The organism is Ruegeria sp. BF8 (assembly GCF_056538625.1).
Genome location: NZ_JBQFTL010000003.1, coordinates 415,279 through 439,038, shown reverse-complemented (window position 1 = coordinate 439,038; position 23,760 = coordinate 415,279). Strand labels below are relative to the sequence as shown.

Below are 23,760 nucleotides of genomic sequence, written 5' to 3'. Positions count from 1 at the left end.
TTCGTTCAGCGCATCCGTTCCAGCAATTGCACGGTGGCATACCCATCCGGCAAAAGACCTCGCGCCATTTGGTAGGCCCGCAGCGCATTGATGGTGTTCGGACCGATCCGCCCGTCGATGGCCTGCGTGTCGAACCCGGCCAGGGTCAGGCGCAGCTGCAACTCCTTGCGTTCGGTAAAACTCAGCACCCGGTCGCCGCGCGGCCAGCTTGCGCGGAACGGACCCTGCCCGGCCAGCCGGTCTGACAGGTGGCCGATGCCGATCACATAGGCATCGGCGCCGTTGTAACGCTCGATCACGCTGAAATTGTCAAAGATCATCAGGGCCACGCCACCGCTGCCGGCCGGCAGCAGGATCGAGGCGGGCCCGAAATCTGCGATGCCACCGCCGTTCGCGGCGCGGACGCCGCGTGCGACCCATTCCGAAGGCAGCAAACTAACGTCCCGACTGGCGCTGGCATAGTCGAACCCTTTGGGCAAACGCACCTCGACCGCCCATGGCTGACCTTTGGTCCACCCGAACTTGGCAAGGTAGGCGGCAGCAGACGCAAGCGCATCCGTAGGATCGTCCGACCAGATGTCGCGGCGTCCGTCGCCGTCGAAGTCAACCGCGTGCTCGAGGTATGAGGTCGGCATGAATTGCGTGTGCCCCATGGCACCCGCCCAACTGCCCGTCATTCGGTCCGAGGTGATGTCGCCGGCCTGCACGATTTGCAATGCCGCGAGCAACTGTGTTTCAAAAAACTGCGCGCGCCGCCCGTCATGGGCAAGCGTTGCAAGCGACCGGATTGTCTGGCTGCTGCCCCGATACGTGCCGTAGGATGTTTCCAGCCCCCAGACCGCGACCACCACCTCTTTTTCGACCCCGTACCGGGCTTCGATCCGGTCCAGCGTATCCTTGTACCGCACCAGCGCCTTGCGCCCATTCGCGATGCGCAGGTCTGACACGGCCGAATCCAGATACTCCCAGATCGGTTTCGAGAACTCGGCCTGACTGCGATCGCGCTTGATGGCGTCGTTGTCGTAGGTCAGGCCTGACAATGACCGGTCCAGGACCTGCGGCCGGATACCTGCCGCAACTGCCCGGTGCCGGAAGGCGTTCAACCAAGTCTCGAAGCTGGTGTTGCCTTCGACGACCACCCGGTGCATGCCGGTGGTCGGCCTTGGCACCGGCCGGATCGAAACCGTCAGATCGGCCGACGCCAACTGGATCGAATCCAGCGCCGGTCTGATCTGTGGTCGTTTGGTTGTATTCGAAGTCTCCGCCTGCAAGATGGATGCCCAAAATGCGGCGGCCACAAAGCCACACACATATTTCATGATTCAGGTTTTCCTGATTACTGCTCGCAGACAGGGTACCCCAGATTGCGCAAATCACAAAGCGCTCAGGACTGGCTCTCTTGATCTTTTGCTTCGCGCTCGGCCCGGATCTTGGCCAGCGCCTCTCGCAGTAAAGGCACGCGGTTGGGGCGGAAACTGTCCTGGGTGACGGACATCGCGCGCATCCGGTCCAACCGAAACACGCGAAAATCCCGCCTCAGATGGCACCAGCTGAGCAGTACGCTGGCATGATCCATGTACACGATGCTCAGTGGGCTCACGCGGCGCTGGGTGTCGTCACCTTTCGCATCGGTATAGTCGAACTCGACCACACGCTCGTCCCACGTCGCCTGCCGCAGGTCGGCAACTTCGATGCTGGGTGCGGCAGGACGGTCGAACCGGGTGGCGGTCAGCACTGCGTGGCTCAGGCGGTGGGATTGGCGGTGGGGCAGCCGGCCCTGCAGTTTGCGCAGCGCCGCACCGGCGGCGTCCGACAGAGCCGGGTCTCCGATCAGTTGCACCTCGCGCAGGCCAAGAACCAGCGCCTCCAACTCGTCATCGGTGAATCCCAGCGGCGGCAGTGTCGCGTCTTCGATCAGGGTGAACCCGAACCCGGCCTCGCCATCAATGACTGCACCGAGACCACGCAGAGCGTCGATGTCGCGATGCACGGTGCGTGCCGAAACCCCCAGATCCTGCGCCAACTGCGCCGAGGTCTTGGGCGACGGGCCAGACCGCAAGGCCTGCATCAATTGGAACAGTCGGGCGGTGCGGGACATGATGTCATTCAATCTAAACCTAATGACAGAAACTGTCATTAGCCCGCGATAGACCGGCGGCACCCCAATTTCGGAGCCTATTATGTTGACCCTTCTTACCTACCCTTCCGCTTTCGGACTTTTCAGCGCCAGCCCCTTTTGCGTCAAAACCGCCTATATGCTGCAGCTGGCCGGGCTGCACTGGCGCCGTTCGGACATGGTCGATCCGCGACAGATGCCGCACAGCAAGTTGCCGGTTTTGCGCACACCCGAACGTCTCGTGCCGGACAGCGACCAGATTCGCGACTGGTTGGAAGCGCAGGGCGCCGAATTCGACCGTGGCCTGAGCGATGTGCAAAAGGGCCAGTCCCGCGCGTTGATCCGTATGGCCGAGGAACATCTGTACTTCCAGATCGTCATTGACCGCTGGGCCAACGACGAGGTTTGGCCAGTTCTGCGCGACACCTTCTTCTATGAGATTCCCCGAATCGTCCGACGCCCGATCTCGAACTCGGTCCGGAAATCGGTCTTGAAAGGCCTTCGGTCCCAAGGGATCGGACGCTTCTCCGAGGCCGAACGGATGGCACGGGTCGAACGCGACCTCGAGGCGATCTCAGCCTATCTGTGGCAGGCCCCGTATCTTTTGGGCGATCACCCCACTTCGGCCGACCTCAGCGTCGGCCCGATGCTGGCTGCGATGCGGGCCACTCCGGCCAATACCCGGCTGACCCGGCGCATCAAACAGGATACGCTGCTGAACAGTTATGTTGACCGGATGGAACAGGCGATCCCCCTGCCATGAGGCCTTTCGATGACCCCAAGGTGGCGTCTGCCTACGAGGCATTCGCCACGGACACCAAAAGCGGCGCTCTGGCTCTGCGCGATCTGGTCTTCGCCACCGCGCAGGAACTTCAACCGGCGGTTTTGGTGACCGAGGCTCTGCGATGGGGCCAACCGGCCTATCTGAGTCCCAAGGGGACAACCATCAGGCTGGGTGGACACACCTCCGCCCGGTTTGCCCTGTTTGTCCACTGCCAGACCCGGCTTATCGGTGAGTTTACCTCGGCCTTTCCCGACGCTGACAGGATTGACGGCAATCGCGCCATCCTGTTCGACGGGATCGAACAGATCGACCCCGTCAGGCATGGATGGCTGATCGCCCGGGCGTTGACCTATCACCGCTGACGGCGTTTGCGCTCGACCTTGCGTTTGATCTTGTCCTTCTTGCGCTTGGTGCTGACCGCCTTGCGCCGTGTCGGACGGCCGGGCCGCCCACGTCCGCCGCCGCGCGGCATGGCCTGATCTTCGATCGACAGCAGCTCCAACTCCAGCCCGCCGGTCACCGGTGTGGCCTCGGTCAGGCGCACTGTGACACGCTGGCCAATGGCGATGGTCAGGCCGGTATCGGCCCCCATCAGGGTGCCGGCCTCGGCGTCGAAGTGGAAGAACTCGCGCCCCAGCGACCGCACCGGCACCAGCCCGTCGGCCCCGGTTTCGTCCAGTTTGACGAAGGCCCCGAACCGGGCGATGCCGCTGATGCGGCCGGTGAACTCGTTGCCGACGCGCTCGCTCAGATAGGCCGCCAGATAGCGGTCGGTCGTGTCGCGCTCGGCCATCATCGAGCGGCGCTCGGTGTCCGAGATGTGGGTGGCGATCTCCTCCAGCCGCTCGATCTCGTCGGCGGTCAGACCGTCCTTGCCCCAGCCATGGGCCGAGATCAGCGCCCGGTGCACGATCAGGTCGGCGTAGCGGCGGATGGGCGAGGTGAAATGCGCATAGTTGCGCAGCGCCAGCCCGAAATGGCCAAAGTTCTCGGGGCTGTAATAGGCCTGCGCCATCGACCGCAAGGTGCTGAGATTGATCAGCTCAGCATCCTCGGTGCCGGCGGCGGCATTCAACAGCGCGTTCAGGTGACGGGTCTGCAGCACCTGCCCTTTGGCCAGATTCAGCCCGGCGGCCTGTGCCGTCTCACGCAGGCTTTCCAGCTTTTCGGGCGCGGGTTCCTCGTGCACCCGGAACAACAGAGGGCTGCGCTTGGCGATCAGCGTCTCGGCCGCGGCCACATTGGCCAGGATCATGAATTCCTCGATCAGCCGGTGCGCGTCCAGCCGCTCGCGGAAGGCCACGCTTTCGACCTCGCCCTTGTCGTTCAGCACGATCTTGCGTTCCGGCAGGTCCAGGTCCAGCGGCTGGCGTTCGTTGCGCGCCGTCTTAAGCGCGCCATAGGCGGCATAGAGCGGCTTCAGAACGCTCTCCAGCAGCGGGCCGGTCCGGTCATTGGGGGTGCCGTCGATGGCCGCCTGCACCTCGGCATAATGCAGAGACGCGGCCGAGCGCATCAGCCCGCGCACAAAGCGGTGGTCGATCTTGTTGCCGTTTGCATCGATCCGCATCCGCACCGCGATACAGGCGCGCGGCACGCCTTCGTGCAGCGAACACAGATCGCCCGACAGACGGTCGGGCAGCATCGGCACGACGCGGTCGGGGAAATAGGTCGAGTTGCCCCTTCTGCGCGCCTCGCGGTCCAGCGCACTGCCGGGGCGCACATAGGCCGCCACATCGGCAATGGCGACCCAAATCACGTGACCGCCCGGGTTTTTCGGATCATCATCGGCATGGGCATAGCAAGCGTCGTCATGGTCGCGCGCGTCCGAAGGGTCGATCGTCAGCAGAGGGATGTCCCGCAGATCCTCGCGCCCTTTCAGCCCGACGGGCTTGGCCCGGTCGGCCTCGGCGATCACGTCATCGGGAAAATCATCCGGGATGCCGTGCTGGTGAATCGCGATCAGCGACACCGCCTTGGGCGCGGACGGATCGCCCAGCCGTTCCACAATGCGCGCGCGCGGCTGCCCCATGCGGTTTTTCGGCCCCGCCTGCTCGGCCTCGACCAATTCGCCATCCTTGGCGCCCAGCGCCGCGCCTTCGGCAACCAGCCATTCGGTCGATCCGGCCTTGTCGATGGGCACGATTCGACCGCCCTCGGCGCCCTTGCGGAAAATGCCCACGACCCGGCGCGGATTGGCGCCGATGCGGCGGATCAGGCGGGCCTCGTAATTGTGGTCTTCTTCATGCACCTGGGTCAGCCGGGCCAAGATCCGGTCACCCTCGCCCAGCGCCGGGTCGCTGGCGCGGGAAATGATCAGCACGATCGGCTCGACCCCTTCGCCATGCCATTCCAGCGGCCGCGCGAACAGGTCGCCGTCGGCGTTCGGCGCCTTGACCTGCAGCACGCTGACCGGCGGCAGGCGGTCCGGGTCGCGATAGCTGCGCTTGCGCTTTTCCAGATGGCCCTCGACCTCAAGCTCTTTGAGGATCCGTTTCAGGTCGATCCGGTCCGCGCCCTTGATGCCAAAGGCCTTGGCAATGTCGCGTTTCGAGGTGAGCGTGGGGTTCGCCGAGATCCAGTCGAGGATCTCCTGCTTGGTCGGTATGCGTTTCATGATTTCCGCCTAGCACGCCGATACGACCGCGTCATGACCAAAAAGTGGCCGGACGCATCAATCGCTCAGGCGAAATAATCGGCCAGGATCCGGGCATAGATCGCCTTGAGCTGGCGGATCTGCTCGACCGGGACGGATTCGTCCACCTGGTGCATGGTGCGTCCGACCAGGCCGAACTCGACCACGGGGCAATGATCCTTGATGAACCGCGCGTCCGAGGTGCCCCCGGTGGTGGACAGCTCGGGCCGGCGGCCGGTCTCGGCCTCGACCGCGCGGGCCACCAGTTCCGACAGCGGCCCCGGAGGGGTCAGAAAGCTTTCGCCCGAGACCTTGATCCGCGTGTCGATCTGCACGCCGAACTCGGCCGCCACGTCGGCTGCCTGCGCCTTCAGCCAGTCACTGAGGCTGGCGCCTGTATGCAGGTCGTTGAACCGGATGTTCACCGCGCCACGGCACTGGGCGGGAATGACGTTGGTGGCCGCGTTGCCGGTGTCCATCGTGACCACCGCCAGGGTCGAAGCGTCGAAATGGTCCGTCCCCCGATCCAGTTCGTGACTGGCCAGCCGATCCATCAGCCGCGCCAAGGCCGGCAGCGGGTTCCTGGCGCGATGCGGATAGGCCGAATGACCCTGCACGCCCGTCACCTCGAACCACGCGGTCATCGACCCGCGGCGGCCGATCTTCATCATCTCGCCCATCTCGTTGGGGCAGGTCGGCTCGCCCACCAGACAGACCGACATCCGCTCGTCTTGCGCCTGCATGTAGTCCAGCAGCGCGGTGGTGCCGTCCACCGCATCGCCTTCTTCGTCCCCCGTGATAGTCAGGATGATCGCCCCGTCGGGCGAGGTGTCGCGCACGAAATCCACCGCCGCCGCGACAAAGGCCGCCACCCCCGATTTCATGTCGGTCGCGCCCCGACCGTACAGAATGCCATCATGGATTTCCGCGCCGAACGGCGGGCGGGTCCATGCGGCCTCATCGCCCACCGGCACCACGTCGGTATGGCCGTTGAACCCGAAACTGCGCGCATGCCCCTTGTCGCCCCACCGGGCGAACAGGTTGCAGACGCCGCCGCGATCCACCCGCGTGCAGGTGAAACCGGCCCGCGCCAGGATATCTTCCAGCAGAATCAGCGCCCCGCCTTCCTCGGGTGTGACCGAGGGGCAACGGATCAGGTCTGCGGTCAACTGGACAGAGTCGGTCATTCAGGGGCCTCGCAGGGTCGGCAGGATGTGGGTTCACGCACAGATTCAACGAATTGGCCGCAATGCCAACCCCGATCGGTGGTTTTCCGGTCGCCCAGCCCGAAAAAACGGCAAAAAAGAAATCCCGGTCGATGACCTCGCGACGACCTTGCCGCGCCATGGCAAATTGCGCTAGAGCGCCGCGAAACAGGTGAACCAGCCATGACGCGCGCCCTTTTCGCATTGATCTGCCTGACCTTCGCGGTCTTTGCACAACACAGCCAAGCCGAAACTCTGACGGTCACGACGGTGGAGCGTCCTCCGTTCTCGTATGTGGATGAGGGCGAGGGCACCGGCTTCTCAATGGACCTGCTGGCCGCGCTGGCTGAAGAACTGGGCTGGGAATACACGGTCGTTCGAGTCGACGCGTTCGGGGACATGCTGTCGGCGGTCGAGAACCGCGAAGCCGACATGGCGATCGCGAATATTTCGATCACCGCAGGCCGAGAAGCCCGGATGGATTTTAGCCAACCGATTTTCGAAGCGGGCCTTCAGATCATGGTACCATCAGACGCGGCGCGCAGCCCGTCCTTGATGCAGGCGCTGCTGTCACGCGAGCTGTTCATCGCCATCGGGCTGGCCTTTGCCATCCTGCTGGGTGGCGGCATGCTGATGTGGGGGTTCGAACGCCGATCCCAACCCTATTTCGACCGCGACCTGAACGAGGCCTGGTTCCCATCCTTCTGGTGGGCGTTGAACCTGGTGGTCAATGGCGGATTTGAAGAGCGGATGCCCCGGACCCCATTCGGGCGAATTCTGGGTGTGATCCTGGTCGTATCCTCGCTGTTCATCGTGTCGGTTTTCACCGCAAGGATCACCTCGGTCATGACGGTGGATGCGATCACCAGCAACATCAACTCGGTCAATGATCTGTACGGCAAACAGGTCGGGACAATCTCGGGTTCGACCGCCGCCAGTTTCCTGAACCGGCGCGAGGTCGAATTCACCGGGTACGAAGACCTGGACAGCATGTTGACCGCGTTCAAGGATGGGGACCTGGATGCCGTCGTGTTCGACGCGCCGATCCTGTCGTATTTCGCCGCACATGAAGGCCGCAAGATTGCGGCAATGACCGGCGGCGTCTTCCTGCGCGAGAATTACGGTATCGTCTTCCCGACCGGGTCACCTCTGGTCGAGGATGTGAACCAGGCGCTTCTGGGCCTCCGGGAAGATGGCACCTATGACCAGATCTATCGCAAGTGGTTCGGCACGCGCCGCTAGGCGCCTTCGGGCTTGTCGCCGAAGAAGGGCGTCATCTGCGCAACAATAACCGCGTTTTCCTCAAGCGCCCTCTGCATCAGAGCGCGTTCGTCGGGGTCGATCTCGTGCCCCTGCGCCTCGCGCTCGGCCAGGGTGCCATAGCCGGTTACGTCCAGTGGAGCCGTATCGGCCTGTTTCAGAATGGCCACGGTTTCGCGCACGGCCTCGGCCTCGTCCACTCCGCTGGCATAGCACATAAGCGCCGCGCCGGTGGCGCCTTCGGGCAGGCCGTCGCCATCCTTGCGGCCAATCTGGACCAACAGAGTATAGACCTGCTGGCGCGAGGGTTTCTTTTGCTTTTCCATGCCGTGGGCCTTAGCCGGGGGCCGGTCGATGGTCAAGCATGGCAGCTGGACGCGGTTCCCGGATGCCGTGTCGTTTTTTGACGCGCTCAGGCCCACCGTCCAGTCAGACTGGTCGCGAAAAACGACGGAGGACATCATGACCAAACGCGGCCGCTGCCTGTGCGGTGAAACCCGCTGGGAGTTTGAGGGCGCCGAGACCTGGAGCTGCTACTGCCATTGTGACGATTGCCGCCGCAACTGCGCCGCGCCCGTGGTCGCGTGGTTGGGCGTACCCTTGCGCAATTTCCGATGGACCGCCGCAACACCGCGTAGTTTCGCCAGTTCGAAAGGCGTCCAGCGACATTTCTGCGCAACCTGTGGCTCTCCGATGGGGTTCGAGGCCGACCACTATGAAGGCGGGATGCACCTGTACGCGGCCTCACTGGAAGACCCTGTGGACTTTGCGCCAACCTTTCACGTCAATTATCAAAGCAAGCTGCCCTGGCTGGAACTGCGCGATGACTTGCCGAAATACGAAGGCACCCTTCTGCACGCGCCCGAGGATCTTGCCGACTACAAGACGGGATAGGTCCGACCCTGCCGAACAAAAAAGGCCGCGGACCAGAGCCGCGACCTTTGGAACTTTGAACAATGCCTGCGATCAATCGCGCAGCAGCTCGTTGATCCCGGTCTTCGAGCGGGTCTTTTCATCCACCCGCTTTACGATCACCGCACAGTACAGGTTGATCCCGTTCTTTGACGGCATCGAACCGGACACCACCACCGAATAGGGCGGCACCTCGCCATAGAACACCTCGCCCGACTCGCGGTCGACGATCTTGGTGGACTGGCCGATATAGACGCCCATGCCCAGAACCGAGCCCTCGCGGATGATGCAGCCCTCGACCACCTCGGAGCGGGCGCCGATGAAGCAGTTGTCCTCGATGATGGTCGGGCCGGCCTGCATGGGTTCCAGCACGCCGCCGATGCCGACGCCGCCGGACAGGTGGACGTTCTTGCCGATCTGCGCGCAGGACCCGACGGTGGCCCAGGTATCGACCATCGTGCCTTCGTCCACATAGGCGCCGAGGTTCACGAAAGACGGCATCAGCACCACGCCCGGCGCGATATAGGCCGACTTGCGAACCACGCAGTTGGGCACCGCGCGGAAACCGGCCGCGCGCCACTGGTTTTCACCCCAGCCGGCGAATTTGCTGTCGACCTTGTCCCACCAGCCGCCGCCCTGCGGGCCGCCGGACTGAATTTCCATGTCCTTGATGCGAAAGCCCAGCAGAACCGCCTTCTTGGCCCACTGGTTCACATGCCAGCTGCCATCGGCCTGCTTCTCGGCGACCCGCAGCGTGCCGCTGTCCAGCGCGTTCAGCGTGTCCTCGATCGCTTCGCGCTGTTCACCGGTGGTGGCGGGCGTGATCGTGTCGCGGGCCTCCCATGCGGCCTCGATGGCGGTTTCCAGTTGGGCGTTGGACATGGGGTAACTCCGTGCTGACTCTCGTTTGGTTGGTGTTGCCTATATGAAAGCCGGGGCCAATGCGCAATGCGACGTTGGCGGAGCCGTTTGCGGCCACCCGGCGCGAAAACCCGTCGGTCTCAGCTGGCGCGGCGGATATGGCGCACCAGAATCGCTGTGGCCGTGGCGGTATCGCGGCGCTTCATCGCCTGCACGATGGCGGCGTGGTCGGTGTCTTTCCGCTGGACCCAGCGGTGACGCCAATGGGCGAACAGATGGCGGGCGCTGGCGATATGCAGATCGTCGATCGTATGCAGCAGGCGCGGCCGCGCGCAGGGTGTCAGGATCGCCCGATGAAAGGCGCGGTTCCGGGTTTCCCATGTGGGCATGTCCTGCGCCTCGTCGCAGGCGATGCGGGTCTTGTCGGCCGCCTTGAGATCCGCCGGTGTCAAATTCTGGATCGCATGTTGCAGGGCCAGCGATTCCAGGGCCACCCGCATCTCGATCACCTCGCGCACCTCGGCCGGGTCCAACGCGGTGACGCGCATGCCGCGCCGTGGTTCGCTGTGGGCCAGGCCATGCGCCTGAAGCCGCAACAGCGCCTCGCGCACCGGGACATGGCTGGTGTCGAACGCCCGCGCGATATGGTCCTGCCGCAGTTTCTCACCCGCGGGGAGCTCGCCCGTGATGATGCGCTGGCTGAGCCGGTCATAGATGGAATCTGCGATCGTGGCGGTCATGGGATTTTATCTATAATCCCAAGGCTCGGGCCTCAAGGCGCAAATTCAGGCGGTCAGAGGGTCAGGTGCGATATTGCCCCCGCAGACCAGAACCGCGACCCGTTCGCCCGGTTCCGGCGTGTAGACGCCCGAGGTCAAGGCCGCCAGGGCCGTCGCGCCCGCCGGCTCGACCAGAATGCGATGCGCCTGCCACAGGCGCTGTTGCGCCTCGGCGATCGCGTCATCGCTGACCAGCACCGACGTCATCCGCTGCGCCAGCCCGAAACAGATGTCGCCGATCCGCCGCGCACCCAGCGCGTTGGCAGCTATGCCGGAAACGGACACATCCACGGGCGCTCCGGCCTGCAACGCCGCGTTCAAGGCACATGACGTTTCCGGCTCGACCGCAACGACCTTGCGCGCGCCCTGAAACCAGGCCAGCGCCCCCGCGATCAGCCCGCCGCCGCCCACCGCCACCAATACGGTATCGGCTTGAAGGCCTTGGCTGTCCCATTCGGCAAAACAGGTGCCTTGCCCGGCCACGGTGGCCGGCGCATCATAGGCATGGATCTGCATCGCACCTGTTCGATCTTCGTGTTCACGCGCCATCGCCAGGGCGTTTGCGTATTCACCCGGCACCACGCTCAGATCCGCGCCGATCCGTTCGATCAGAGCAATTTTGGAGGGGCCGGCCATCTCGGGCACGAAGATCTTGGCCGGATGGCCCAGCGCCCGCGCAGCATAGGCCGCAGCCGCACCGTGATTCCCGCCCGAGGCGGCCACGACCCCTGCCGCCGGCACATCGAGGCTGAGCAACGTGTTGAACGCCCCGCGCGCCTTGAAACTGCCGGTGTGCTGGAAATGCTCCAGCTTCATCTCGACCGGCTGCGCCAGTCCCAGCGCGTCGCTTGTCATGACCGGTGTCACCTGCGCGTGGCCATTGATGCGTTCGGCTGCGGCCGAAATTTCAGTCTTCCAATCCATTCTCGTCTTTCCGTGACTGGCACTCTGCCCGCGAACCCTATAGCTGTTTGAAAAACACGCAAGCAGGGAACCCCCAGCAATGAGAGAAGACCGCCTCAGCCCTTTCCGCGATGCGCATACCGACCGCTCGACCGCAAGCGAAGTCCCCGACACGCCGCAGACACGCTCGCCCTCGTACCGGCTGGCCTTTGCCGATGACGATTTCCTGTGCCGCGAGGAACTGCGGCCCGTGCGTCTGCAACTGGAACTGCTGAAGCCCGAAATGATCATGGCCGAACGCCAGATCACGTCGACCATCGTGATGTTCGGCGGCGCGCGAATCCCGGAACCGGCCAAAAAGGACAGCGCCCGGACGGCCACGTTGGCCGGTCTGTCGCAATACTATGACGAGGCGCGCGAATTCGCCCGGCTGATGACCGAGAAATCCAAGCAAAGCGGGTGCCGCGAGAACGTCATCGTCACCGGCGGTGGCCCCGGCGTGATGGAGGCCGGAAATCGCGGCGCCAAGGATGCCGGTGGCTGCTCGATCGGGCTGAACATCGTGCTGCCGCACGAGCAGGCGCCCAATGCCTATGTCACCCCTGAGCTGAGCTTCAATTTCCACTATTTCGCCATACGCAAGATGCATTTCCTGATGCGCGCCCGTGCGATCACCATCTTCCCCGGCGGATTCGGCACGATGGATGAGTTGTTTGAGTCCCTCACCCTGATCCAGACCGGCCGGATGGAGCGCGTGCCGTTCCTGCTGTTCGGGCGCGAGTTCTGGGAGCGGGTGATCAATTGGGAAGCGCTGGCCGATGCCGGGACCATTTCCGAAGAGGATCTGGACCTGTTCCGCTTTGTCGATACCGCGCAGGAGGCGGTCGACATCATCGAGCGCTGGGAACCCGCCCCGCCGCGCGACGACATTCCGGGGCGCTGAGCGATGGCGCGCACCCCCAAGACAGGTGAGATGCTGCATCTGCGCGGCAATGCCCTGAGCAAAGGCGAACCGGTGGCCTTGCCGCTGACCCAAAGCAGCATGTTCCACCTGCCCGGCGCGCCGGACGGTCACCCGACCTATGGCCGGGTGGACAACCCGACCTGGACACAGGTCGAGCATGTGCTGGCGCATCTCGAAGACGCACCCTGCCTGATTTTTCCGTCCGGCATGGGTGCAATTTCGGCGGCGTTGTTCGCGACCGTGCGCGCGGGGTCGCGCATCCTGATCCCGTCGGACGGGTATTATGTCACCCGCCTGCTGGCCGACCGGTTCCTCGCCCCGCTGGGCGTGTCGGTCGAAGAGCGCCCAACGACCGCATTTGCGCAGGGTGGGTTCGACGGGTTCGACGTGGTCTTCGTCGAAAGCCCCTCCAACCCCGGGCTCGACATGATCGACCTGGCGCAGGTGGCCCGCGACGTCCGCGCCGCGGGTGGCATCACCATCGCCGACAACACGACGCTGACCCCGCTGGGACAGCGCCCGCTGGACCTGGGCATCGACATCGTCGTCGCCTCGGACACCAAGGCGATGGGCGGGCATTCCGACCTGCTGATGGGCCACGTGGCCAGCCGCGATGCCCAGATCATGGAACGGGTCGAGGAATGGCGTCGCGTCTCGGGCGCGATCCCCGGCCCGCATGAGGCCTGGCTACTGCATCGCGGGCTGGAGACGCTGGACGTCCGGTTCGACCGCATGAGCAGCTCGGCGCAGGTTCTGGCCGAACGGCTGGCCGATCATCCGGCGGTCACGCAGACCCGCTATCCAGGCCTGCCGTCGGACCCGTCGCACGATCTGGCCCGAAAACAGACCGCACGGTTCGGCTTTCTGCTGACGATCACGCTGGCCTCGGAAGACCAGGCCGAACGGTTCATCAATGGCTGCCCGCTGTTGCGCCCGGCCACGTCCTTCGGTGGCGTGCACAGCTCGGCCGAGCGGCGCGCGCGCTGGGGGGATCAGGTCGATCCCGGTTTCGTGCGCCTGTCGGTCGGGTGTGAACCAGTGGACGAGCTGTGGCAGGCTCTGAACGACAGCCTAAATGCGCTGGCCTGAGCCTTATTTCTTGGGCTCGCGCAGTTCGGTGAAGACGTAGATCGGCAGCAGAACCCCGGCGATCAAGGCGCCCAGCCACACCAGAAGCGTCGCCGCCAACAGGTTCGAGATACCGCCCACGGTCAGCCCTGCGGCGACCAGATCGGTGATCAACAGGCCCACGAAGGTGACCACCAGCGCGATGCCGCCCTTCAGCGCCGGCACGTTCTTTTCCCCGATCTTCAGGATCAATGGCTCGGCCACGACCTGAACCAGGGTGAACACGATCACCACCACGATGAAGGACACCGGCTTGATCGAAAAGCCGGTCAGCAACAGGCTGGCCAACAACAGACCGATGGCATTGCCCGCCAACAGGGCCAGGGCCGACTTGATTCTGCGTGACATGCGTTTGACTCCATCCGCAACAGTTCGAAACATGCGGATATTATCAGGATGCCGGAATTTTTCGAGAAAATTCAATCTTCTCGGTATTCGGTCCTGTTGAAATTCCATGACACGACACAATCTGAAAGGTTAACTGCCAACAACATCCACTGGCGCAACCCATCAGAAACGAGCGATATATGAGCGACAATCCATATTCGGTGTTGGGCGTCTCGAAAGACGCCAGTGCCGCCGAAATCAAGAAAGCCTACCGGCGCATCGCCAAGGCCTGCCACCCGGACCTCAAGCCCGGGGACGCCAAGGCCGAGGCCAAGTTCAAGGCCGCCGCCGCAGCCTATGACCTGCTGAAGGATCCCGAAACCCGGGCAAAATTCGACCGGGGCGAGATCGACGCCTCGGGCCAGGAGCGCCCGCAGCAGCAATATTACCGTGAATATGCGGAAACCGCGGGCAACCCTTATCGCGCGGGCGGCGGGGTCGAGGACGACGACATGTCCGACATCTTTGCCCAGTTCTTCGGCAACCGTGGCAACGGAGGCTTCAACGGGGGGCGTGCGCGCGAGTTTCATGCGCCCGGTCACAACGTGAACTACAGCCTGCAGATCAGCTTCCTGGATGCCGTCTTTGGCGCCACGCAAAAGCTGACCCTGCCCAGTGGCGACCGGATCGAGGTGAAGATCCCCGCCGGCATCACCGACGGCCAGACCATCCGCCTGCGTGGCAAGGGCGCGCCGGGCTATGGCGAGGGGCCGCCGGGCGACGCGCTGGTCACGATCCGCGTGGCCGAACACCCGGTGTTCAAGCGCGAGGGCGACGACATCCGCATCACCCTGCCGATCACCATCGACGAGGCCGTTCTGGGCGGCAAGGTCCCCGCGCCCACGATCGACGGCCGCGTGAACGTGACCGTGCCCGAGGGCACAAGCAGCGGCAAGACCCTGCGCCTGCGCGGCAAAGGCGTCAGGAAACGCGGCTCGGACAAACGCGGCGACCAGCTGATCGAGCTGAGCGTAGTGCTGCCCGACAAGATCGACGACGAACTGAAGCAGTTCATGCAGAACTGGCGCAAGTCGCACAGCTATGACCCGCGGAAAGGAATGCCGGCATGACCCGTTCTCTGACCGAAGCCGAACTGATCGAAGCCGTCCAGAACCTGACATCAGAGCGGTTGTCCCGGTTCCTGTCCGCCCGGATCGTGATCCCACGCCAGTCCGACCAGGGGCTGGTCTACGAGCGGCTGGACATGGCGCGCCTGCAACTGGCTTGCGAGTTGGATGACCAGTACGAGATGGAGCCCGACGCCCTGTCGATGGTGCTGTCGCTGATCGACCAGATGCACGGCCTGCGGGCAGAACTGCGCGAGGTGCTGCGCGCCATCGACGCCCAACCCGACCCGGTCCGCAGCCAGCTGGTCGAACGGATCGGAACAGCGCGGTTCCGCCGCGGCTAGGACCTGTCTGCAAGGCAGGTTTGCCCTTCTGGACTCGGTGGTTTTGCCTTAGAAGGCGCCATCGAGTCGGAACCGGGTGATGCGATGACACGGACCAAGTCGGAATTGCTGATGCCTGCAGGCAATCTGCGCAAGCTGAAACTGGCCATCCTGTACGGGGCGGATGCGGTGTATCTGGGCACGCCCGACATGTCTCTGCGCACCAAGTCCGAGTTTTCGCTGGACGAGGTGATTGAAGGGGTCGAGTTCTGCCACGCGCATGGCCGCCGCGCCTATCTGACGCTGAACTTGTTTTCGCACAACAAGGACATCCCCAAGCTGGACGAATACATCGACACCGTGCGCAAGGTACGGCCGGACGGGTTGATCATCGCCGACCCCGGCGTGTTCCAGTATGTGCGCGACCGCGCGCCCGAACTGGCGCTGCATATCTCGACCCAGGCCAATATCTGTTCGTGGCTGTCGGTGAAGTTCTGGCAGGATCAGGGCGCGGAACTGGTGGTTCTGGCGCGCGAGGTTTCCTACCCCGAACTGGTGGAAATCCGCGAGAAATGCCCCGACATCCGGCTCGAGGCTTTCGTGCACGGCGCCATGTGCATGACCTATTCGGGCCGCTGCCTGCTGTCGAATTTCATGGCGGAACGTGGCGCCAACCAGGGCAACTGCGCCAATTCCTGCCGCTGGAACTATGCGCTGAAGCTGCGGCTGAAGAACGGCACCCATCAGGAACTGCGGATCACCGAGGAAAACGCCGACCTGTTCGAATTCCTGCTGGAAGAAGGCTGCCGCCCGGGTGAACTGATGCCGATCGAAGAGGATGATCGCGGCTCGTACATCCTCAATTCGCGCGATCTGTGCATCATGCCCAAGCTGGACGAATACCTGAAGATCGGCGTCGACAGCCTCAAGGTCGAGGGGCGCGGCAAGTCGGAATATTATGCCGCCATCGTCGCGCGCGCCTATCGCATGGCCATCGACGATTACTATGCCGACCCCGAGAACTGGGACCCGAAGCCTTACATGCGCGAGTTGGAGACCGTGGGAAACCGCGGCTACACGCTGGCCTTTCACGAAGGGCGGCTGACCAATTACGCCCATGATTACGAACACACCGCGACCATCGCCCAATGGGAATATGCCGGGCTGGTGACCGACGTGACCGAGGATGCCTTCCTGGTCGAAGTGAAGAACAAGCTTGAACCCGGCGACGTGCTGGATTTCGTCTCGCCCATCTCGCGCGAGACGGTCCTGCTGCGCGTCTACGAATTCGAGCGCGCCAGTGACGGCGCCAGGCTGGACGTGGTGCATGGCAGCACGAAAACCGTGATCCGCCTGCCGTTTGCCCTGTTCGATCACGAAGACCCCGACGACCTGCGCGCCCGTTTCCCGGTATATTCGGTCCTGCGCAAGGAGCGCGCCCTGACCGACGAACATTGGAGCCGCATCCGTTTTGACAAGCTGGTGCAGGGCTTGGAAACCTCGGGGCGCGACAATCCAGCCGCCTATGCCCGCCGCCGGGACGAGCTGGTGGAGAAGATCGGTCAGGACGGCACCGAGCGCCGGTTCAAGACCAACCGCGTGGGCACCGAGGGCTGTTGCGGCAAGGGGTGCAACGGCTGCCTGATCTTCTGGCAGGATGACAAATACGCCCTGGCGCGCGAGGTTCTGTCAAAACGCAAGCAGGGAGAGCAGCTCAGCCGGCGCGAGGCCGCCGCCCTGAAACTGCCCGGCGACGCGGCCCGCGATCAGTTGCCGACGCGGTAATCCTCGGGCACGAAGAACGTATAGTCGCGGTCAGCCACCGCTTCGTGGCAGTCATGGCAATAGGCAACCGCCCCCGCGCGATCCCCCATCGTGTCACCGAACAGAGACCCGTCGGGCATCACCATGACATAGCGCCAGTCGGCGGTGTCGGGGCTGGTGCCTTCGGGCAGTTTCTCCATCACGAACAGGGCGCCGGGATGCACCCGGCCCTCATCCGTGACGGTCATGCTGTCCTTGGCCAGAACCGAGCCCACGGGCAGCTTTTCCCCCGGTTGCAAGGTGCCGTAATTGTGGGCCATCCGGTTGGCATAGCTGTTGACGTAGCGCTGCCCATGCGTGGCCGACAGGTACGGCGCGTCGTTGAACAACGGCCAGTTCTGATAGTTCATCAGTTGATCCAGATGCGCGGTGGCATAGCCGCGATCCATCTGTTTCCTGAGGGCGCGATAGTGCTGCTGCGCGTCCTCTTTGCTCAGGTCCGCCGGGTTCTCGATCGCCAGATGCGCCTCGGTCTCGTTGGATTGCGCCCATGCAATGGCGGCGCCCGATGCCACCAATACGGCGGTCATGCAGATCGTGGACAGGTTCGTCAGTGCGTTCATGTATTGGCCCACCCTGTTCAAGGCTTGCCTGAATTCCGCAGATTTCCCCGACAAATATGAGCGGACTGGACGAAACGCACCAGAACCGGACTGTCCAACTCACCGTCTTGTGCGCAGATTTTACGTGCGCGCAACCGCGCACCTCTCATGGCTCAAGACTACCAAATTCAGCCGTAGAATTACAGACCATTTGCCCGCGAACCCGCGGGCATCGGATCAACCTTTCAGCCCGGCCTCGGCCTCGATCTGGCGGCGCGACTTGCGCGCGCGCTCGGTGGCCGATTTCAACTGACCGCAGGCGGCCATGATGTCCTCGCCCCGCGTCTTGCGGATGGGCGAGGCATAGCCGGCCTGATAGATGATGTTTGCGAAGGCCCGGATCCGGTTGTTCGAGCTGCGCTTGTAGGGCGCGCCGGGCCACTCGTTGAACGGGATCAGGTTGATCTTGGCCGGAATGTTATGGCGCTTGATGTGGTCGATCAGGCGATGGGCGTCCTCGTCGCTGTCGTTCACGCCGTCCAGCATCACGTATTCAAAGGTGATCCGCTCGGAATTCGACGCGTTGGGATAGCTGGCCAGCGCCTGCAGCAGTTCCTCGATGTTCCAGCGCTTGTTGATCGGGACCAGAACATCGCGCACCTCGTCCGTGGTGGCGTGGAACGAGATCGCCAGCAGGCAGCCGATCTCTTCCGCCGTGCGGGCGATTTCGGGCACCACACCCGAGGTCGACAGGGTGATGCGCCGACGCGACAGGGAAATGCCCTCGGGATCCATCGCGATCTTCATCGCATCGCGGACGTTCTCGAAATTATAGAGCGGCTCGCCCATGCCCATCAGCACGATGTTGGACAGCAGGCGCGTCTCGTTCTTGGGCGCGCCCGGAGTGGGCCATTCGTCCAGATCGTCGCGCGCCATCATCACCTGACCGATGATCTCGGCCGCGGTCAGGTTGCGCACCAGCTTCTGCGTTCCGGTGTGGCAGAACGAACAGGTCAGCGTGCAGCCCACCTGCGACGAGATGCACAGCGTGCCGCGATCCTCTTCGGGGATGTAGACGACCTCGACCTCGTGCCCGCCGGCGATGCGCACCAGGTATTTGCGGGTGCCGTCGGACGAGATCTGTCGGGTGACGACCTCGGGGATTTCGATCACGAAATTCTCGGCCAGCTGCGCGCGATAGGCCTTGGCCAGATTGGTCATCTGGTCGAAGTCGCGCACGCCCCATTGATAGATCCACTGCCAGATCTGGTTCACCCGCATCTTGGCCTGCTTTTCAGGCGTGCCATGTTCGATCAAAACCTCGCGCAGCCGGTCGCGGGTGAGGCCCACAAGGTTGATCTTTCCCTCGGGCAATTTGCGGGGAATGGTCATGACATCCTGGGTGATCGGCGCTTTGGCGGACATGGCGGTTCTCGGGCGTTCTGGCTTGGGATGCGCCTCTATATAGGAACGCTGCCAAAGATCAAAAGGATTCGTGCGAACCTGTCCGAATGTCAGTCGAGGAGCCGCAACAGCTCGGTGACACGGGCCCGCCCCAACTCGACCCGGCACGAGGTGATCGCAATGCCCGTTCCGGATCCACCACCAAAAGACGCGCCAACTGCTTCGCACTGCGCATCGCGGTAGGTCTTCCAGGCCTCTTGAGAAGTTTCAAGCGCCGGCAAAGCAACAGCCCGACCCGTCACTTCGTCCAGTTCCTTCGCCGCATCGACCGCGAACCCAAAGGCCTCGACCAAAGCGGCCTCGACATTGGTTTCGGCCCGACCGACGCATGTCCCGATCTCGACCTGAGATCCGGCATCGGCACATTCAAGCGCCGGGTCTGCAAATGCCGATACCGGAAGAAGAATTGCTGCCCAAACCCAACGCATGTCCGTCTCCTCGCCTGTCTACCCACGGTTTCAGACAGAGCTTAGCACAGCGGTCAGGCTTGGGCACGATTTAGGTGCAGCGGGCGATCACACCCCGGCTGGCGGGATGTAGCAGTCCTCGGCATCCAGTGTCTTGACCGGATCATTCGGGCCGCATTGCTCGCCCGTGACCGGATAGGTTTCGGTGGATTTCTCGCACGCGCTCAGAGTTGCCGCTGCAACAATCAGAACCGCAATAAGGGGTTTGGTCGACATGTCTGGACTCCTTCTTCGTTGTCTGAACAGATTGGTTCAGAAATTGAGTCCGTCAGCCTTGATGCGGATCAAGTTTTGGTGCCGACGTTGCGTAAACGGATGGCACAAAAACGCAAAACCCCGCCATTTTGGCGGGGCTTGAGATCTGGACTGGTTGGGCAGTTACTTGGTGCAGCGCTTCTCGGCGTCTTCGATGGCTGCGGTAAAGCCCAGCAACGAGAACGTGTCCTTGGTCTGGGTCCCGCGTTCGGACCGTGCGGTCAACACGGCCTCGGTCCCGCGCTTCATCGCCGTGACGATCTTGGCATCATCCGCGGCGCTGGCGGGCCACGCCCACTCGCCCTCGGTGAACAGTTCGAACTCGGACCCGTCGATTTCCAGATTCACCGTGGACCCGGGGGCGAATGGGTAGCCTCCGGTGAATGTCACCTGACCTTTGACCTCGGCGTTGGGGCGATAGAACACGAACAGCAAAATGTCGCTGCGACGCACCGATACCACACGGCCACCGCGGGTATTCACGGTCTCCTTGGGGGCGGATACGCTCCAGCACTCGGTCGGATCGTCTTCGACGAACACGCTCCAATCAGTCTGAGCGGACACACGGTTCGTACTGGTCGCCTGCTGGGCGATCGCTGTCGTGGCCATCCCTGCCACACAAAGGCCCGCGCATACGCGGGCGAGCATTGTTTTCATTCGTTCAGCCTCCTGGCTCGACCCACACCTCAACTCCATCCCGGAAGGCCGCGAACCCTGACGGTCCGTCTGTTGCAGTTGCGCATCCGGATGATTGCCGACATACACACACTAACGCAGGTTTCGCCACAGGCGAAAGGGCGATTGGCAGAATTTTGCGCACATTCCGGAGGGACGACATGACGCAGCCAGTACCGATGACCGAACTGTGGCGCGGACCGCTGTTGGAGAGCCTTCATCTGGGCCATGCGGTGATCTGCGACGACAGCGGCCAGATCGTGCGCAGCTGGGGCGATCCGAACGCGGAGATCTATCCGCGGTCGTCAGCCAAGATGATCCAGGCGCTGCCGCTGATCACCTCGGGCGCGGCGGCCAAATACGGGCTGGGCTCCGAGCATCTGGCGCTGGCCTGCGCCTCGCACAACGGCGCGGCGATCCATACCGAGCGCGTGACCGCCTGGCTGGATCATCTGGGCCTGTCCGAACCCGATTTGCGCTGCGGCCCGCAGGAGCCGGCCGACATGGCCGCGCGCGACGGCCTGATCCTGGCCGACGACACCCCCTGCCAGATCCACAACAACTGTTCGGGCAAACATTGCGGGTTCCTGACCCTGGCCCGGCACATGGGCGCAGGCCCCGAATATATCGAAATCGACCACCTCGTGCAGCAGGCCTGCCTGTCGGCCTTCGAAGAGACCACGGGCGAGGACAGCCCCTGTTACGGAATCGACGGTTGCTCGGCGCCCAATTTCGCCACTTCGCTGGTGGGGCTGGCGCGGTCGATGGCGTGGTTTGCCTCGGCCGGCGACCGGTCGGACCGGGCCAGCGACGCGGCCCTGCAATTGACCCGGGCGATGGTCTCCCACCCCGAGCTGGTGGCGGGCGAAACCCGCGCCTGCACCGAACTGATGCGGGCGATGAACGGCCGTGCCGCGATCAAGACCGGGGCCGAGGCCGTGTTCGTCGCGATCATCCCGGAAAAGAAGATGGGTGTGGCGCTGAAGATCACCGATGGCGCCACCCGCGCCAGCGAGTGTGCCATCGCCGCCATTCTCGTCAGCCTCGGCGTGCTCGAGGCCGATCACCCGGCCACGCGCAAATTCATGAACGCCACGCAATACAGCCGCCGCGGGCTGGAATGCGGCGTGATCCGCCCCGCGCCGGGTTTCCCCGGCTGAGGGTCACATCTCGATCTCGTGGATCTCGGCCACCTCGACCGAGCCCGAGCCGTTGACCACCATGGGGCAGCCCTTGGCCATGTCGGTGGCGGCTTCGATGCTGTCGGCCTTGACGACGGTAAAGCCCGAGGCCGGGTTCGGCCCGCCATTGCCGGCCACGCCATCGGCGCTGACGGTATGGGACTGGCCCACCGGGTTGCCGGGGATTTCCAGCGCCGGCCCCATGTTCTGGAACCACGCGCCCCAGGCGGCCATGGTGGCTTCGATCTCGGCCGGGTCGGTCGGCGTGGTGCCGCCGTGATAGACAAACAGGTACTGAGGCATTTTCTGGTCTCCCTTTTGGTCAGACGGGGTTGGCAAGCCGGGCTTCCAGCTTGCGCAGCGACGAGGTCCAGCCGCTTTCATGATTGGCCGAGACGTCGTCATCGCCCAGATCGCGGTGATCCAGGATCAGGCGCGCTCCGGTGTCGGTCGGCTCGACCGCCAGCTTCACATGGCTCTCGGCGCCGCGCTGGTCCTGGTCGTCATGCCAGCCCCAGGTGAACCCGACCGAGTTCGGCGGGTCCACATGGGTCACATGCCCGGACACCTTGAACCGCTGCCCGTCACCATTAACCATAACCGAATACCACGGCCCAAGGCGCGAGAAATCCAGATCGTGCTCCGGCACCTCGACCCCTTCGGGCCCCCACCACTGCAACAATCTGGTTCCGTCGCTGATCCAGGCGAACAGGGTTTCGGCGCTGACCGGAAAGTCGCGCACCAGCTTCAGGTCGGCCATGAGGAGTCCTCCTGCAGAATGTCGCCCAGGCGGTCCAGGCTGGCCTCCCAGAACTGTCGTTTCGAGATGGTCCATTCGGCAATCGCGCGCAGCCCCTCGGGGCGGATCGAATAGATGCGCTGGGTGCCGTTGACGCGCTGATTCACCAGCCCGGCCTGCCGCAGAACCTTCAGGTGCCGGGAAATGGCCGCGCCGGACATGCCCTTGCCCTGGGCTAGGTCTCCGGCAGGCAGTTCGCCGTGATCCATCAGTTGTTCAACGATCGTGAATCGGGTCGGGTCGGACAGGGCCGAAAAGGCATCGAGCAGCGTGTTCATAGCTATTGATTAACACGAATGTTAAACAATGGGAACCCGAAACCGTCGGATCAGCCCCGCGCAAAGTCCGATCGGGCATATCCCTGCAGGTACAGCAGCGCGGTCAGGTCGCCATGGTTGATGCGCACGTCGCATTGCGCGGCGACCGAGGGCTTGGCGTGCAGGGCCACGCCTGTTCCGGCGCGCTCCAGCATGCCCAGGTCATTCGCCCCGTCGCCCACGGCGATCACTTCGGCCTCGGAAATACCCAGCCGGGCCGAGATCTGTTCCAGCGCCTCGACCTTGGCCTGACGGCCCAGGATCGGGCGCTGCACGTCACCGGTCAGCTTGCCATCCTCCGCCAGTAGCGTGTTGGCACGGTTCTCGTCAAAACCCAGCAGCTCGGCCACGCGGGCCGTGAACGCCGTGAACCCGCCCGAGACCAGCGCGGCATAGCCACCATTGGCCCGCATCGTCGCCACCAGTTCGCGGCCGCCCGGCATCAGGGTGATGCGCTGGTTCAGCACCCGGTCGATCACCGACACGTCCAGCCCCTTCAGCAGGCCCACCCGCTCGGTCAGCGCGCCTTCGAAATCCAGCTCGCCATTCATGGCGCGGGCGGTGATGTCCTTGACCCGCTCGCCTACCCCGGCCTCGTCGGCCAGTTCGTCGATGCATTCCTGCTGGATCATCGTGCTGTCCATATCGGCCAGCAGCATCTTCTTGCGGCGGCCCTCGGCCGGCTGCACCACCAGATCGACGCCCAATTTCTGCAGGTCGGCCCAGACATCCCAACGGTTGGCCGGAACCGCCGGCAGGGCAAATTCGGCCGCCTCGTCGGGGCTCAGCCACTGGATGTCGCCCCCGCCCCAGGCATTGCGCAGCGAGTCGATCAGCGCCCCGTCCAGCGATGGCGTCTTGGGGTTGGTCAACAGGGTGGCAACGTACATCTTGATCCTCCGGCAGCCTGCC

The 23,760-nt window shown here is 63.8% G+C and carries 28 protein-coding genes; 10 read left to right on the top strand and 18 right to left on the bottom strand.

Translation table 11 applies throughout. The annotated features are described in order from the left end of the window. Positions 1–5 precede the first annotated feature (5 nt). Both ACR0LD_RS12760 and ACR0LD_RS12755 read right to left on the bottom strand, forming a co-directional pair. A complete protein-coding gene (locus tag ACR0LD_RS12760) occupies positions 6–1,319 on the bottom strand; it encodes a lytic murein transglycosylase (protein WP_480637267.1) in 1,314 nt (437 codons plus the stop codon). Positions 1,320–1,384: 65 nt separating this feature from the next. Continuing rightward, positions 1,385–2,098 (bottom strand): helix-turn-helix transcriptional regulator, encoded by a 714-nt coding sequence (locus tag ACR0LD_RS12755; protein WP_170360739.1) that lies wholly within the window; start codon positions 2,096–2,098, stop codon positions 1,385–1,387. A gap of 82 nt (positions 2,099–2,180) precedes the next feature. Here ACR0LD_RS12755 and ACR0LD_RS12750 point away from each other — a divergent pair, with 82 nt between their 5' ends. Continuing rightward, positions 2,181–2,879 (top strand): glutathione S-transferase family protein, encoded by a 699-nt coding sequence (locus ACR0LD_RS12750; protein ID WP_480637265.1) that lies wholly within the window; start codon positions 2,181–2,183, stop codon positions 2,877–2,879. Then, a complete protein-coding gene (locus tag ACR0LD_RS12745) occupies positions 2,876–3,262 on the top strand; it encodes a DUF1801 domain-containing protein (protein ID WP_170364849.1) in 387 nt (128 codons plus the stop codon). Before ACR0LD_RS12750 ends, ACR0LD_RS12745 begins: the two co-directional genes overlap by 4 nt. Here the strand turns inward: ACR0LD_RS12745 and rnr are convergent. Continuing rightward, positions 3,253–5,517 (bottom strand): ribonuclease R, encoded by a 2,265-nt coding sequence (rnr, locus tag ACR0LD_RS12740; RefSeq protein WP_480637263.1) that lies wholly within the window; start codon positions 5,515–5,517, stop codon positions 3,253–3,255. The two genes, ACR0LD_RS12745 and rnr, sit on opposite strands and share 10 nt — an antisense overlap. Before the next feature lie 65 nt (positions 5,518–5,582). After that, positions 5,583–6,722 (bottom strand): succinyl-diaminopimelate desuccinylase, encoded by a 1,140-nt coding sequence (gene dapE / locus ACR0LD_RS12735; RefSeq protein WP_170360733.1) that lies wholly within the window; start codon positions 6,720–6,722, stop codon positions 5,583–5,585. Positions 6,723–6,923: 201 nt separating this feature from the next. Between dapE and ACR0LD_RS12730 the strand changes: the two genes are divergently transcribed. Further along, positions 6,924–7,982, top strand: a complete 1,059-nt coding sequence (locus tag ACR0LD_RS12730) for a transporter substrate-binding domain-containing protein (protein ID WP_170406216.1) — start codon at positions 6,924–6,926, stop codon at positions 7,980–7,982. Here the strand turns inward: ACR0LD_RS12730 and ACR0LD_RS12725 are convergent. Next, on the bottom strand, positions 7,979–8,326 hold the full coding sequence (locus ACR0LD_RS12725; protein ID WP_093964213.1) for a hypothetical protein: 348 nt from the start codon (positions 8,324–8,326) through the stop codon (positions 7,979–7,981). The two genes, ACR0LD_RS12730 and ACR0LD_RS12725, sit on opposite strands and share 4 nt — an antisense overlap. 136 nt (positions 8,327–8,462) lie before the next feature. Here ACR0LD_RS12725 and ACR0LD_RS12720 point away from each other — a divergent pair, with 136 nt between their 5' ends. Further along, positions 8,463–8,894, top strand: a complete 432-nt coding sequence (locus ACR0LD_RS12720; RefSeq protein ID WP_480637260.1) for a GFA family protein — start codon at positions 8,463–8,465, stop codon at positions 8,892–8,894. Between the two features lie 72 nt (positions 8,895–8,966). Here the strand turns inward: ACR0LD_RS12720 and dapD are convergent, their stop codons facing one another. The 3 genes from dapD to ACR0LD_RS12705 all read right to left on the bottom strand — a co-directional run bounded on the left by dapD (position 8,967) and on the right by ACR0LD_RS12705 (position 11,476). Next, positions 8,967–9,794: a 2,3,4,5-tetrahydropyridine-2,6-dicarboxylate N-succinyltransferase gene (gene dapD / locus ACR0LD_RS12715; protein WP_149775516.1), complete on the bottom strand. Its 828-nt coding sequence runs from the start codon at positions 9,792–9,794 to the stop codon at positions 8,967–8,969. A gap of 119 nt (positions 9,795–9,913) precedes the next feature. Next, positions 9,914–10,513 (bottom strand): GntR family transcriptional regulator, encoded by a 600-nt coding sequence (locus tag ACR0LD_RS12710; RefSeq protein WP_170459874.1) that lies wholly within the window; start codon positions 10,511–10,513, stop codon positions 9,914–9,916. 45 nt (positions 10,514–10,558) lie between these two features. Beyond that, the gene (locus tag ACR0LD_RS12705; protein WP_170364204.1) at positions 10,559–11,476 is read right to left on the bottom strand and encodes a threonine/serine dehydratase; all 918 of its coding nucleotides are present in this window, start codon (positions 11,474–11,476) and stop codon (positions 10,559–10,561) included. A 79-nt stretch (positions 11,477–11,555) separates the two neighbouring features. Here ACR0LD_RS12705 and ACR0LD_RS12700 point away from each other — a divergent pair, with 79 nt between their 5' ends. Both ACR0LD_RS12700 and ACR0LD_RS12695 read left to right on the top strand, forming a co-directional pair. Next, a complete protein-coding gene (locus ACR0LD_RS12700) occupies positions 11,556–12,398 on the top strand; it encodes an LOG family protein (RefSeq protein ID WP_093964208.1) in 843 nt (280 codons plus the stop codon). A 3-nt stretch (positions 12,399–12,401) separates the two neighbouring features. After that, positions 12,402–13,508 carry a cystathionine gamma-lyase gene (locus ACR0LD_RS12695; protein WP_480637257.1) on the top strand — a complete coding sequence of 369 codons (1,107 nt, stop codon included), beginning with the start codon at positions 12,402–12,404 and terminating at the stop codon, positions 13,506–13,508. A 3-nt stretch (positions 13,509–13,511) separates the two neighbouring features. On the opposite strand, the gene ACR0LD_RS12690 is transcribed toward ACR0LD_RS12695, so the two are convergent. Then, a complete protein-coding gene (locus tag ACR0LD_RS12690; RefSeq protein ID WP_093964407.1) occupies positions 13,512–13,895 on the bottom strand; it encodes a hypothetical protein in 384 nt (127 codons plus the stop codon). 179 nt (positions 13,896–14,074) lie between these two features. Here ACR0LD_RS12690 and ACR0LD_RS12685 point away from each other — a divergent pair, with 179 nt between their 5' ends. The 3 genes from ACR0LD_RS12685 to ACR0LD_RS12675 all read left to right on the top strand — a co-directional run bounded on the left by ACR0LD_RS12685 (position 14,075) and on the right by ACR0LD_RS12675 (position 17,109). After that, positions 14,075–15,004 (top strand): DnaJ C-terminal domain-containing protein, encoded by a 930-nt coding sequence (locus ACR0LD_RS12685; RefSeq protein WP_480637255.1) that lies wholly within the window; start codon positions 14,075–14,077, stop codon positions 15,002–15,004. Further along, a complete protein-coding gene (locus tag ACR0LD_RS12680) occupies positions 15,001–15,345 on the top strand; it encodes a hypothetical protein (protein WP_170341224.1) in 345 nt (114 codons plus the stop codon). Before ACR0LD_RS12685 ends, ACR0LD_RS12680 begins: the two co-directional genes overlap by 4 nt. Positions 15,346–15,429: 84 nt before the next feature. Beyond that, positions 15,430–17,109 (top strand): U32 family peptidase, encoded by a 1,680-nt coding sequence (locus ACR0LD_RS12675; RefSeq protein ID WP_170433922.1) that lies wholly within the window; start codon positions 15,430–15,432, stop codon positions 17,107–17,109. Here the strand turns inward: ACR0LD_RS12675 and ACR0LD_RS12670 are convergent. The 5 genes from ACR0LD_RS12670 to ACR0LD_RS12650 all read right to left on the bottom strand — a co-directional run bounded on the left by ACR0LD_RS12670 (position 17,091) and on the right by ACR0LD_RS12650 (position 20,533). Beyond that, entirely contained in the window at positions 17,091–17,711 is a 621-nt protein-coding gene (locus ACR0LD_RS12670) for a cytochrome P460 family protein (RefSeq protein WP_170370147.1), read from the bottom strand. The genes ACR0LD_RS12675 and ACR0LD_RS12670 overlap by 19 nt on opposite strands. 216 nt (positions 17,712–17,927) lie before the next feature. Beyond that, positions 17,928–19,115 carry a dual-specificity RNA methyltransferase RlmN gene (gene rlmN, locus ACR0LD_RS12665; RefSeq protein ID WP_480637253.1) on the bottom strand — a complete coding sequence of 396 codons (1,188 nt, stop codon included), beginning with the start codon at positions 19,113–19,115 and terminating at the stop codon, positions 17,928–17,930. Between the two features lie 89 nt (positions 19,116–19,204). After that, complete coding sequence (locus ACR0LD_RS12660) at positions 19,205–19,582, bottom strand: lysozyme inhibitor LprI family protein (RefSeq protein ID WP_480637251.1); 378 nt, start codon at positions 19,580–19,582, stop codon at positions 19,205–19,207. Positions 19,583–19,669: 87 nt separating this feature from the next. Then, positions 19,670–19,837: a hypothetical protein gene (locus ACR0LD_RS12655; RefSeq protein ID WP_170342136.1), complete on the bottom strand. Its 168-nt coding sequence runs from the start codon at positions 19,835–19,837 to the stop codon at positions 19,670–19,672. Between the two features lie 162 nt (positions 19,838–19,999). Beyond that, a complete protein-coding gene (locus tag ACR0LD_RS12650; RefSeq protein WP_170342134.1) occupies positions 20,000–20,533 on the bottom strand; it encodes an invasion associated locus B family protein in 534 nt (177 codons plus the stop codon). Between the two features lie 179 nt (positions 20,534–20,712). On the opposite strand from ACR0LD_RS12650, the gene ACR0LD_RS12645 reads away from it, so the two are divergent. Further along, positions 20,713–21,711: an asparaginase gene (locus tag ACR0LD_RS12645; protein WP_480637249.1), complete on the top strand. Its 999-nt coding sequence runs from the start codon at positions 20,713–20,715 to the stop codon at positions 21,709–21,711. Positions 21,712–21,714: 3 nt separating this feature from the next. On the opposite strand, the gene ACR0LD_RS12640 is transcribed toward ACR0LD_RS12645, so the two are convergent. Genes ACR0LD_RS12640 through serB form a run of 4 tightly spaced genes read right to left on the bottom strand, consistent with a single transcriptional unit; the run spans position 21,715 to position 23,738 of the window. Continuing rightward, entirely contained in the window at positions 21,715–22,035 is a 321-nt protein-coding gene (locus tag ACR0LD_RS12640) for a YciI family protein (RefSeq protein WP_170341211.1), read from the bottom strand. Positions 22,036–22,054: 19 nt separating this feature from the next. Beyond that, positions 22,055–22,492 (bottom strand): SRPBCC family protein, encoded by a 438-nt coding sequence (locus tag ACR0LD_RS12635; RefSeq protein WP_170433916.1) that lies wholly within the window; start codon positions 22,490–22,492, stop codon positions 22,055–22,057. After that, positions 22,480–22,809 carry an ArsR/SmtB family transcription factor gene (locus tag ACR0LD_RS12630; protein WP_170364822.1) on the bottom strand — a complete coding sequence of 110 codons (330 nt, stop codon included), beginning with the start codon at positions 22,807–22,809 and terminating at the stop codon, positions 22,480–22,482. Before ACR0LD_RS12630 ends, ACR0LD_RS12635 begins: the two co-directional genes overlap by 13 nt. A gap of 50 nt (positions 22,810–22,859) precedes the next feature. Further along, the gene (serB, locus tag ACR0LD_RS12625) at positions 22,860–23,738 is read right to left on the bottom strand and encodes a phosphoserine phosphatase SerB (RefSeq protein ID WP_170370156.1); all 879 of its coding nucleotides are present in this window, start codon (positions 23,736–23,738) and stop codon (positions 22,860–22,862) included. Positions 23,739–23,760 lie beyond the last annotated feature (22 nt).

Coding starts and splice junctions, on each gene's coding strand:
- ACR0LD_RS12760 (WP_480637267.1), bottom strand. CDS start 1,319: ATGAAATATGTGTGTGGCTTTGTGGCCGCCGCATTTTGGGCATCCATC.
- ACR0LD_RS12755 (WP_170360739.1), bottom strand. CDS start 2,098: ATGTCCCGCACCGCCCGACTGTTCCAATTGATGCAGGCCTTGCGGTCT.
- ACR0LD_RS12750 (WP_480637265.1), top strand. CDS start 2,181: ATGTTGACCCTTCTTACCTACCCTTCCGCTTTCGGACTTTTCAGCGCC.
- ACR0LD_RS12745 (WP_170364849.1), top strand. CDS start 2,876: ATGAGGCCTTTCGATGACCCCAAGGTGGCGTCTGCCTACGAGGCATTC.
- rnr (WP_480637263.1), bottom strand. CDS start 5,517: ATGAAACGCATACCGACCAAGCAGGAGATCCTCGACTGGATCTCGGCG.
- dapE (WP_170360733.1), bottom strand. CDS start 6,722: ATGACCGACTCTGTCCAGTTGACCGCAGACCTGATCCGTTGCCCCTCG.
- ACR0LD_RS12730 (WP_170406216.1), top strand. CDS start 6,924: ATGACGCGCGCCCTTTTCGCATTGATCTGCCTGACCTTCGCGGTCTTT.
- ACR0LD_RS12725 (WP_093964213.1), bottom strand. CDS start 8,326: ATGGAAAAGCAAAAGAAACCCTCGCGCCAGCAGGTCTATACTCTGTTG.
- ACR0LD_RS12720 (WP_480637260.1), top strand. CDS start 8,463: ATGACCAAACGCGGCCGCTGCCTGTGCGGTGAAACCCGCTGGGAGTTT.
- dapD (WP_149775516.1), bottom strand. CDS start 9,794: ATGTCCAACGCCCAACTGGAAACCGCCATCGAGGCCGCATGGGAGGCC.
- ACR0LD_RS12710 (WP_170459874.1), bottom strand. CDS start 10,513: ATGACCGCCACGATCGCAGATTCCATCTATGACCGGCTCAGCCAGCGC.
- ACR0LD_RS12705 (WP_170364204.1), bottom strand. CDS start 11,476: ATGGATTGGAAGACTGAAATTTCGGCCGCAGCCGAACGCATCAATGGC.
- ACR0LD_RS12700 (WP_093964208.1), top strand. CDS start 11,556: ATGAGAGAAGACCGCCTCAGCCCTTTCCGCGATGCGCATACCGACCGC.
- ACR0LD_RS12695 (WP_480637257.1), top strand. CDS start 12,402: ATGGCGCGCACCCCCAAGACAGGTGAGATGCTGCATCTGCGCGGCAAT.
- ACR0LD_RS12690 (WP_093964407.1), bottom strand. CDS start 13,895: ATGTCACGCAGAATCAAGTCGGCCCTGGCCCTGTTGGCGGGCAATGCC.
- ACR0LD_RS12685 (WP_480637255.1), top strand. CDS start 14,075: ATGAGCGACAATCCATATTCGGTGTTGGGCGTCTCGAAAGACGCCAGT.
- ACR0LD_RS12680 (WP_170341224.1), top strand. CDS start 15,001: ATGACCCGTTCTCTGACCGAAGCCGAACTGATCGAAGCCGTCCAGAAC.
- ACR0LD_RS12675 (WP_170433922.1), top strand. CDS start 15,430: ATGACACGGACCAAGTCGGAATTGCTGATGCCTGCAGGCAATCTGCGC.
- ACR0LD_RS12670 (WP_170370147.1), bottom strand. CDS start 17,711: ATGAACGCACTGACGAACCTGTCCACGATCTGCATGACCGCCGTATTG.
- rlmN (WP_480637253.1), bottom strand. CDS start 19,115: ATGTCCGCCAAAGCGCCGATCACCCAGGATGTCATGACCATTCCCCGC.
- ACR0LD_RS12660 (WP_480637251.1), bottom strand. CDS start 19,582: ATGCGTTGGGTTTGGGCAGCAATTCTTCTTCCGGTATCGGCATTTGCA.
- ACR0LD_RS12655 (WP_170342136.1), bottom strand. CDS start 19,837: ATGTCGACCAAACCCCTTATTGCGGTTCTGATTGTTGCAGCGGCAACT.
- ACR0LD_RS12650 (WP_170342134.1), bottom strand. CDS start 20,533: ATGAAAACAATGCTCGCCCGCGTATGCGCGGGCCTTTGTGTGGCAGGG.
- ACR0LD_RS12645 (WP_480637249.1), top strand. CDS start 20,713: ATGACGCAGCCAGTACCGATGACCGAACTGTGGCGCGGACCGCTGTTG.
- ACR0LD_RS12640 (WP_170341211.1), bottom strand. CDS start 22,035: ATGCCTCAGTACCTGTTTGTCTATCACGGCGGCACCACGCCGACCGAC.
- ACR0LD_RS12635 (WP_170433916.1), bottom strand. CDS start 22,492: ATGGCCGACCTGAAGCTGGTGCGCGACTTTCCGGTCAGCGCCGAAACC.
- ACR0LD_RS12630 (WP_170364822.1), bottom strand. CDS start 22,809: ATGAACACGCTGCTCGATGCCTTTTCGGCCCTGTCCGACCCGACCCGA.
- serB (WP_170370156.1), bottom strand. CDS start 23,738: ATGTACGTTGCCACCCTGTTGACCAACCCCAAGACGCCATCGCTGGAC.